Raw genomic sequence first — 8,322 nt, forward strand, 5'->3', positions numbered from 1 at the left:
GGGTTGTTCTTGTCGCGCAGATTGCGCACGATGCCCTCGGAGCTGACCAACAGCGCGAAACCGGCCAGGTACACGATCAATCCGATGATGAAGCGCGGATCGGTCAGCCAGCCGGTGCCGTACTGCCCCAGGTAGTCGTGGCTGAACAGCGCGCCGTTGAGGTAGCCGTGCAGCGCCGTCACGAACATGCCCATGCCCATGACCGAAACGTTGAAACTGCTGGTCTTGCCGGGCACCTGGCGAATGTTGAGGGGGAAGAACCAACCGCGATTGCCGTAGTGCAGAATCCAGATGGCCGCCAGCACCAGGGAAGTCGGCTCGAAGCGGCGTGGACCCGACAGGTACGCGACCGCGAAGACCACGGTGGCCGGAATCTCCATCAGCCACCAGCCGAGCTTCGGATTGAGGTTGAGTCCGAGCTTGGTGGTGGCGAAGCGGCCGTAGGGGCTCTGCCCGAACAGGCCGCCGATGAGCACGAACGCCGCGAACGCGAAGGCGATCGTCAGCACGGAGTCGTAGACGGTATTGCCGGTATACCAGTTCATTCGAAGGTCCTTCAGGTGGAAAACTAGAACACGTTCTACCACGGCGGGCGTGCCGACCGGTACCCATCGGCGGACACGGGCGGTGACCGGCGGGTAGGTTTACCAGAACCCGGAGGGAGGCACGGTGGGTTCGCAGGGATGGGATGCACTGCTCAAATGGATGCCGTTTTTTCTCGAGGAGGACGAGGACGCGGACGAATCCGGACTCGGATGGAACCCCCGGTTCATCCAGGTCCGTGACGAACTCACCGGCCGCCGAGCGCATTTCGCACAGCAGGGCACCGAGATCGAGGTGATCGTGGCCGTCCCGGAGGCCGCCGGCGACGCCGAACGACTGCTGAGCGTGCTGCGCGAGCAGCCCGACGGCACCTGGGATCCGGTGCCGCTGCCCTCGGAATCCGATGCCACCGCACCGGATCCGCAGTGGCGGGCCATGCAGCGGGTGCACCAGCAGCCGCGGCTGGCGCGCGAGTGGAGCACCGGATGGCAGCGCGGGGAGGCGGTCGATCAGCGTCGTGGCATCGCCGAATCGGTGGTGACCGTGCTGCGCGAGGGCCTGGACATGGACGGTGCGCGACTGCGCTTCACCACCTGGAGCATGGACGCGCCGGGCACCGGCAGCTACGGCCTGCCCGCCGACCGCCCCAGCGAACGGGACGCGCCCGCGGTCTGCTCGGACTGGGACGATTTCGAGGCGCGGCTGAGTTGGGCGCTGACCACGCTGCCCTGGGACGGCGTGATCAACCTCAGCACCCCGCACCCCGGCCCCGACCCGTGCTTCGTCCAATTCCTGCACGGGCGTCAGCTTTTCAACGAGGCCAGCGGCTGGGACGTGGCCGGACTCGGCTCGGGCGAATTCGACCGGCGCATGCGCGATCTCGGCTGGAGCTTCGCACCGCACAGCGTGCCCGGCGGCGCGGCGCTGATCTGGGAGGGGCCGCTGGCCAAGGCCGGGTTCAACCCGAGCCTCTGCGACGCGCCGCGCCGCACGGTGGCGACCTTCACCGAGGTCTTCACCGTCGGCCATCCCCAGGATCTGGTGTTCCGCGCCTTCCGCAACGGGCAGCGCCGCGACGCCGAATTACGCTATCTGGACCTCGAACTCGGGATTCCCCGCGACGTGCGGTGACCTGCCCCGGCCACGGTCCCCCGCCCACGACCACTTCATTCCGAGGGTTCAGGTTCGCGCCGGGCGACTCAGAGTCGACGTAGGTGAACGGGCAGGCCGTCGGCGGGTGACGGTCCGGTGCCCGCGACGAGCGGCACCCGGTAGTCCGGCGGCACGCTCCAGCGGTAGTTCAGCAGCATGCGGTGCACGGTCGCCTTGACGGTCATGCTGCCGAAGTAGCGGCCGATGCACTTGTGCGCGCCGCCGCCGAAGACCGGCCAGGCGTAGCGGTGCGACTTGTCCTCGGCGCGAGCCGGATCGAAGCGCTCCGGGTCGAAAACGTCCGGATCGTGCCAATACTCCGCATTGCGCATCATCGAGTACGGCCCGGCCATGACCAGGGCGCCCTTGGGGATGAAATAGCCCGCGATATCGGTGTCCTCCAGCGCTTCTCGCACCATCTGCCCGACCGGCGCGTACATGCGCATGGCCTCCCGGAAGGCCATCTCCAGGCTCGGCAGCCGATCCAGGTCCGCGTAGTCGAGGGTGGGTTTGCCCAGCGCCTCGGATTCCTTGCGCAGCCGCTCCTGCCAGTCCGGGTGCCGCGCCAGCTCGTAGGAGAGCATGGAGATGGCCAGGGTGCTGGTGTCGTGCGCGGCCATCATCACGAAGATCATGTGATCGACGATGTCGGCGTCGGTGAAGGATTCACCGTCCTCGGTCTCGGCGTGACAGAGCACGCTGAAGAGGTCCTCGCCGTCGCCCGCGCGCTTGACGGGCAGTTCGCGGCGGAAGTAGTCCTCGAGCAGCCGGCGTCCGCGCAGGCCCCGATTCCACACTCCCCCGGGCATATTCGTGCGCACGATGGCCTTGCCGCCGTGCACGGCGTCCTCGAAGGCGCGCGAGAGCCGGGTGGCCTCGGGCCCGAGTTCCGCGCCCGCGAAGACCACGGTGGCCTGCTCGAGCAGCATCCGCTTGACGTGGTCGTAGAGCGGGAAATCGGGGGCGGGCAGCCACGAGTCGACGCCGCGCACGATGCGGGGGGTGGTGAGATTGAGGTAGCCGACCAGGCGCGGGCGGCTGAACGCCTGCTGCAGGATGCGGCGGTGATAGGTGTGATCGTCGAAGTCGCGCAACAGGAGTCCGCCGCGGAAGAACGGGCCGATGAGGAATTCCCAGCCCTGTTGCGCGGAGAAGACGTGTTTGCGGTCGAGCAGCAATTCCTCGAAGGCCGCGGGACTGCCGAGACCGACGATCTGACGACCGAACACGCCCATCCACTGGACCGGGCCGTACAGCTGCTGCCGCTCGCGGCCGAAACTCAGCGGATCGGCGAGGGTCGAGACCGCGTGGCCGATGCCCGGCGGGCCGAAATCTCCCATGACGGGTTTGAGTCCGCTGCCCGGCGGCGGGGTCGCGAGCGCGCGCGGCACGCGCGGATAGCGTTCCAGTACCCCGGCGGCGCGGCACTGAATTCGATGATTCAGCACGGCTTTTCGTACAGCCATGTACCAACGGTAGCGGAAACGGAGATATCCGTAAACGGTCGTTTCCCGATTTCTGTGCCAAGCTGTCAGGGTGACGCGAGCTTTCAACGGGACCTATCGCGGCACCAGCACCGACGAGCGCCGCGAACAGCGGCGAAGACGGCTGCTGGAGGCGGCGCTCGAGATCGTCGGGATGCAGGGGCTGGCCACGCTCACCGTGCGCGGGGTGTGCGAGCAGGCGAAGGTGGGGCCGCGCTTCTTCTACGAATCCTTCACCGACCTGGACGCATTGGCCGGCGCGCTGCTCGACGAGGTGCAGGGCGAGGCGCTCGATCACGCCCGCGCGGCCATCGCCGAGACGCCGGGCACGCCCGAGGACAAGCTGCGCGCCGGGGTGGCGGCGCTCATCGTCACGCTCACCGACGATCCACGCCGCGCCAATATCGCCTTCGCGCAGGCTTACGGCAGCGAACCGCTCATGCGCCGCCGCTTCGAGGGCATGCGCGAGGTGGCCCAGGTACTCATCGAGCAGACCCGGATCCTGCTCGGCATCCCCACCGGCGAGGACACCGCCCTGACCGCCTTGGCCCAGCTGATCACCGGCGGCGCGGCGGAGCTGACCCTGGTGTGGCTCGACGGCGGGTTGAAGGTGGAGCGCCCCGTCCTCATCGACATCGTCGCGGATTACGTTGTCGCCATGGTGGATCGTCTGCCCGGCATGACCGCGAAGCTGGGCTGAGCGAGCAGCCCCCGGTATCGCGGCGCTCGGTCAAGGCGACAGGCGGCCGACGTGACTCGCCATGATCTCCTCCACCACCAGTTTGGCCGTCTCCGCGCAGGCGGTGGTGCCGCCGTTGGCGTACTCCTTGACCGCGTCGCCGACATTCCACAGATTCGCGATCGGGGTGTCGTGCGGCAGGTCGTATCCGGCGACCGCGCGCTGGGGTGGCCAGTCGTCGCGGGTGACGGCGATGGACAGGATGCGAGCCTGCGCGAAATCCGGGATCTCCTCGCGCAGATCCTGCAATACCAGCGCGGTGTCGGCCTCGGGGTCGAAGTCGCCCACCGACGGTTTGGGCACCCCCGCGCCGACATAGAGATGCCACCCGTCCGGTGCCATCTCCGGGCAGGTGGCGGTGAAATTCGCGACGTAGCACAGCCGCCGGGTGCGGGCGAAGCTGAGCAGGCCGGGCGCGTCGATCAGGGGCTCGCGGCTGGCGAAGTTGACCGAGATCATGGCGGCGGGCAGGTCGCGTTGCAGGACGGCACCGACATAGTCGGGTGGAAAGTGTTCCGGGCCAACAAGATCCAGCGTCGCACTGGGTCCGATATCGCTGACCGCGAAAGCGCAAGTCACATCGATGGTTTCACCGTCGCGAAGGATCTGCGCACCGGTCACGCGATCGTCCTGGACGTACAGCCGCTGCACCTCGCTGCCCAGCCAGACCGCTCCCCCATTGCGTTCCACCACATCGGCGAGGGACTTCCAGATGCCGATGGTGCCCTCGGGGCAGAAACCGAATTTCTTGAACGCGGACTTGCCGGTGATATAGGTGAAGAACACGCGGGCCGGAAGCTCCTCGGAACCGACCGCGAAGATCGAACCGCACATGTTGCGGAAGATCCCTTGCACCGCATCGTTTTTGGTGTAGCGGCGCACCCAGTCGGCGGTGGAGAGCTCCCGGTCGGGCGGTTCGTCGTCGGTGCCCGGTTCACCGAGTAGCCGCGCGCCGTGGCGGGTCAGCTGCGAGATGAGCAAGCCCCAGCCGCCGCTGCTGACATCGACGTCACGCCCGTTGATCCGGTACAGGATCGGCGGATCCGCCGGGCGCACTTCGAATTTCGCGCCCACCTCCGCGAAGGTCTGCTCGGTGACGCCACCGAGTTCCACGACCACCGCGCCGGTGTTTATCTTGAATCCGTCGACATCCTCGGTGGAGGCCCGGCCCCCGACTCGGTCCAGTCGTTCGACCACCAGGGTGCGGTAGCCGTGGTGCGAGAGCCGGGCGGCCGCGCACAGCCCACCCGCCCCCGCTCCGACAACCAGTGCGTCCCACGTGTTCTCGCTCATGGCGAGGCTCCTCGCGCAGGCTCAGCCCGCTGGATTGACCCCCGGCTGAGCGTCGGACATATCGGTAATGCGACTCCAATTCTCTCGCACCTGATCCAGCGTCGGGACCTCACTGAACAGAACGGGCTTGTTCGCGAACAACTGGACGCGCTGCACCGAGCCGCCGCCGACCACCAGCACCGTGCCGGAGTCCTCGTTCTCCTCGCTGACCAGGTAGCCGACGATCGGGGCGACCTGGGCGGGCCCCAGCTTCGCGAGCATCTCGGCCGACATCAGGTCTTCCGTCATCCGGGTGGCGGCGATCGGAGCCACCGCATTGACCTTGATGTCGTACTTGCGGCCCTCGTAGACCAGGGTGTTCATCATGCCGACCATGCCGAGTTTGGCTGCGCCGTAATTGGCTTGGCCGAAGTTGCCGTACAGGCCGGAGGTGGAGGTGGCCATCACGACACGACCGAAACCCTGCTCGCGGAAGTGGCCCCAGGCGGCGTGGGTGACATTGAACGCGCCGAACAGGTGCACGCGCTGCACGGCCTCGAACGCCTCGGGGGTCATCTTGCCGAAGCTCATATCGCGCAGGATGCCCGCGTTGTTGACGACGCCGTGCACCGCGCCGAAGCTGTCGAGCGCGGTCTGCACCAGCGCCTGCGCGCCCTCGGTGGTGGCGACGCTGTCGTAGTTGGCGACGGCGGTGCCGCCCGCGGCGCGGATCTCCTCGACCACCGTGTCGGCCATATTGTGGCCGGACCCGCTGCCGTCGCGCGCGCCGCCCAGGTCGTTGACCACGACCAACGCGCCCTCACGGGCGAGCAGCAGCGCGTACTCCCGGCCGAGGCCGCCACCGGCTCCGGTGACGATGACGACGCGATCGGTTACACCTGGCATGAGTTCTCCTTGCCGAGACTAATTTCCTTTTCGGAACGTAGCAGGAGGCTCGGGACCGCTGTGTGCTGCCCGCCACACTCGTCGCGGAAGTGGCCAGTCGATAGGGTTGGTGTGATGACTCCGCACCTGCACCAGCGCTATCCCGAACTCGCGGAAACCCTGCCCCATATGCGCCTGGGTACCGCCCCGACACCGGTTCGGCGGCTGGCGTCGCTCGACACCGTCGGCGCGGATATCTGGCTCAAGGACGACAGCGTCTTCGGCGACGGCGGCTGGGGCGGCAACAAGGTGCGCAAGCTGGAATGGCTGCTGCCCGACGCGCTGCGGCAGCGCCGCACCACCATCGTGACCGTGGGCGGGCTGGGCACCAACTGGGGGCTGGCGACGGCGCTGTACGGCCGCGAGCACGGGGTGAAAACCGTTCTGGCGCTGATCGATCAGCCCGAGGACGACCATGTGCGCGCGCAGCTGAAGCGGCTGCGCGACTCCGGGGCGGAACTGCATTTCACGCATACCAAGGCGCGGACGATCGCGAGTGCGCCGTGGCTGCTGGCCCGGGGCTTCACCGGCTTGCGGCCGCCGTACTTCCTGACCGCGGGCGGGTCCTCACCGGTCGGCGCGCTCGGATATGTCGAAGCGGCATTGGAATTGGCGGAGCAGGTGCGGGCCGGGGAGCTGCCGGAGCCGAGCCACCTCGTGATCCCGGTGGGCTCGGGCGGGACGGCGGCCGGGCTGTCGCTCGGGTTGAAGCTGGCGGGTCTCTCGACGCGGGTGGTCGGAGTCGTCGTGAACGACACCCTGAAACTCGACGAACCCACACTGTCCGCGTTGGCGGCCCGCAGTGCGCGGCTGTTGCGCAAGCGGGGCGCTCGGCTGCCCGAGAACCTTTCCGCCACCGGCAATCTCGACATCGTCACCGAGTATCTCGGGCCCGGCTACGGCCATCCGATGCCGGAAGCCGCTACCGCGCAGGCGCTCTCGGCCGATCGGGAACAGATGACGCTGGAGCCGGTCTATACCGCCAAAGCGATGGCCGCGCTGCTGGACATGAACGCGCACGGGCGGTTCGGCGACGGTCCGGTGGTGTATCTCAACACCAACGGACCGCGCTGACACCGCTCACGCGCTCGCGAGCTTGGCGGCCAGGAATTCTTCCCAGGTGCGTTCGCCCACCGCGTGATCCGGGGTCAGGTTGCCGCCCGCGGCGTAGGCGCGCGACGCCTTGCCCGGGGCCTTCATGGTGAGGACCGGGCGGCGCTTGCCGGTGGCGTGCAGGTAGCTGCGCTCGAGTTCCTTCATGGTGTAGATGCGGGGCCCGCCGATCTCCTCGACCAGTCCGGCGGGCTCACCCAGCGCCAGTTCCACCAAACGCGCTGCGACCTCGGCGGTTTCGATGGGCTGGAAGCGGAAGTCGAACACCGGCACCACCGGCATCTTGCCCAGCGCCGACACCATGGTGAACAGCAGATCGTGGAACTGGGTGGCGCGCAACGTGGTCCACGGCAGGCCCGAGTTCTCCACCACCAGTTCGGCATCCCGCTTCGAGGCCATGTAGGCCATGGTCTGGCGGTCGATGGCGCTCTCCACCGGGATGCGCTCCGCGCCGACCACCGAGATGAAGACCAGGTGCGGGAATTCGCCCGCGGCCTTGATGCCGTCGACGAGGGCCTGTGCCTTCGCGCCGTCGCCCTTCTGGGTGCCCGCCAGGTGCAGGACTGTGTCGACGCCCGCGACCGCTTCGGCGATGCCCGCGCCGGTCTGCAGGTCCCCGGCCACGTAGTCGATGCCGTCCGCGCCCTGTCGTGCGGTGCGGCTGAGCACCCGCACCTTCACTCCCTCCGCCAGCAGCAGCGGGGTGACCAGTTTGCCCAGGGTGCCGGTGCCTCCGGTGACCAGAATCGTCTTCGTCATGTCGACCATCTCCTTCGTCGAGTGCGTCGCCGTGGTGGCGTGCTGCCTTGTTGACGACACGGCTGACGCGGCTGTGACATGCCGTGACCGGAACCACATTTCACCCCGTCGTAGGCTGGCTCCATGTCCGATCCGGTCCTCGCGCCGCCGCTCGACCCGGTCTCCGCCCGGCAGTTCGACCGTCTGCTGGAGCTGGTGGCCGGCCGCCGCCTGGCGGTCCTCACCGGCGCGGGCATCTCCACCGACAGCGGCATCCCCGATTACCGCGGGCCTAATTCCCCGCAACGCACCCCGATGACCTATCAGCAGTTCGTC

Annotated in this window: 8 protein-coding genes and 1 pseudogene; 4 read left to right on the forward strand and 5 right to left on the reverse strand. The window is 68.0% G+C overall.

Features of this window, described 5'->3' with window-relative positions; all coding sequences use genetic code 11:
• The coding region (locus ACWELQ_RS29910) for a 3-oxo-5-alpha-steroid 4-dehydrogenase (protein ID WP_452400378.1) at positions 1-545 on the reverse strand (545 nt) is incomplete at its 3' end.
• A gap of 124 nt (positions 546-669) precedes the next feature.
• Here ACWELQ_RS29910 and ACWELQ_RS29915 point away from each other — a divergent pair.
• Positions 670-1,674: a TY-Chap domain-containing protein gene (locus ACWELQ_RS29915; protein WP_452400379.1), complete on the forward strand. Its 1,005-nt coding sequence runs from the start codon at positions 670-672 to the stop codon at positions 1,672-1,674.
• 68 nt (positions 1,675-1,742) lie between these two features.
• Here ACWELQ_RS29915 and ACWELQ_RS29920 read toward each other — a convergent pair whose 3' ends face one another.
• Positions 1,743-3,161 (reverse strand): cytochrome P450, encoded by a 1,419-nt coding sequence (locus tag ACWELQ_RS29920; RefSeq protein WP_452400380.1) that lies wholly within the window; start codon positions 3,159-3,161, stop codon positions 1,743-1,745.
• A 70-nt stretch (positions 3,162-3,231) separates the two neighbouring features.
• On the opposite strand from ACWELQ_RS29920, the gene ACWELQ_RS29925 reads away from it, so the two are divergent.
• Complete coding sequence (locus ACWELQ_RS29925) at positions 3,232-3,879, forward strand: TetR/AcrR family transcriptional regulator (protein WP_452400381.1); 648 nt, start codon at positions 3,232-3,234, stop codon at positions 3,877-3,879.
• Between the two features lie 30 nt (positions 3,880-3,909).
• Here the strand turns inward: ACWELQ_RS29925 and ACWELQ_RS29930 are convergent, their stop codons facing one another.
• Together ACWELQ_RS29930 and ACWELQ_RS29935 are read right to left on the reverse strand one after the other, a co-directional pair.
• A complete protein-coding gene (locus ACWELQ_RS29930; RefSeq protein WP_452400382.1) occupies positions 3,910-5,211 on the reverse strand; it encodes a phytoene desaturase family protein in 1,302 nt (433 codons plus the stop codon).
• A 21-nt stretch (positions 5,212-5,232) separates the two neighbouring features.
• Positions 5,233-6,096 (reverse strand): SDR family oxidoreductase, encoded by an 864-nt coding sequence (locus ACWELQ_RS29935; protein WP_452400383.1) that lies wholly within the window; start codon positions 6,094-6,096, stop codon positions 5,233-5,235.
• A 114-nt stretch (positions 6,097-6,210) separates the two neighbouring features.
• Between ACWELQ_RS29935 and ACWELQ_RS29940 the strand changes: the two genes are divergently transcribed.
• The gene (locus tag ACWELQ_RS29940; RefSeq protein ID WP_452400384.1) at positions 6,211-7,209 is read left to right on the forward strand and encodes a 1-aminocyclopropane-1-carboxylate deaminase/D-cysteine desulfhydrase; all 999 of its coding nucleotides are present in this window, start codon (positions 6,211-6,213) and stop codon (positions 7,207-7,209) included.
• A gap of 6 nt (positions 7,210-7,215) precedes the next feature.
• Here the strand turns inward: ACWELQ_RS29940 and ACWELQ_RS29945 are convergent, their stop codons facing one another.
• Complete coding sequence (locus ACWELQ_RS29945) at positions 7,216-8,007, reverse strand: SDR family oxidoreductase (protein ID WP_452400385.1); 792 nt, start codon at positions 8,005-8,007, stop codon at positions 7,216-7,218.
• Between the two features lie 123 nt (positions 8,008-8,130).
• On the opposite strand from ACWELQ_RS29945, the pseudogene ACWELQ_RS29950 reads away from it, so the two are divergent.
• Positions 8,131-8,322, forward strand: a pseudogene (locus tag ACWELQ_RS29950) (NAD-dependent deacetylase); the annotation flags it as partial.

Source organism: Nocardia sp. NPDC004722, assembly GCF_053601505.1.

Bases quoted from the DNA above. Each gene is read 5' to 3' on its own strand.
- ACWELQ_RS29920 (WP_452400380.1), bottom strand. From the start codon at position 3,161: ATGGCTGTACGAAAAGCCGTGCTGAATCATCGAATTCAGTGCCGCGCC.
- ACWELQ_RS29930 (WP_452400382.1), bottom strand. From the start codon at position 5,211: ATGAGCGAGAACACGTGGGACGCACTGGTTGTCGGAGCGGGGGCGGGT.
- ACWELQ_RS29935 (WP_452400383.1), bottom strand. From the start codon at position 6,096: ATGCCAGGTGTAACCGATCGCGTCGTCATCGTCACCGGAGCCGGTGGC.
- ACWELQ_RS29940 (WP_452400384.1), top strand. From the start codon at position 6,211: ATGACTCCGCACCTGCACCAGCGCTATCCCGAACTCGCGGAAACCCTG.
- ACWELQ_RS29945 (WP_452400385.1), bottom strand. From the start codon at position 8,007: ATGACGAAGACGATTCTGGTCACCGGAGGCACCGGCACCCTGGGCAAA.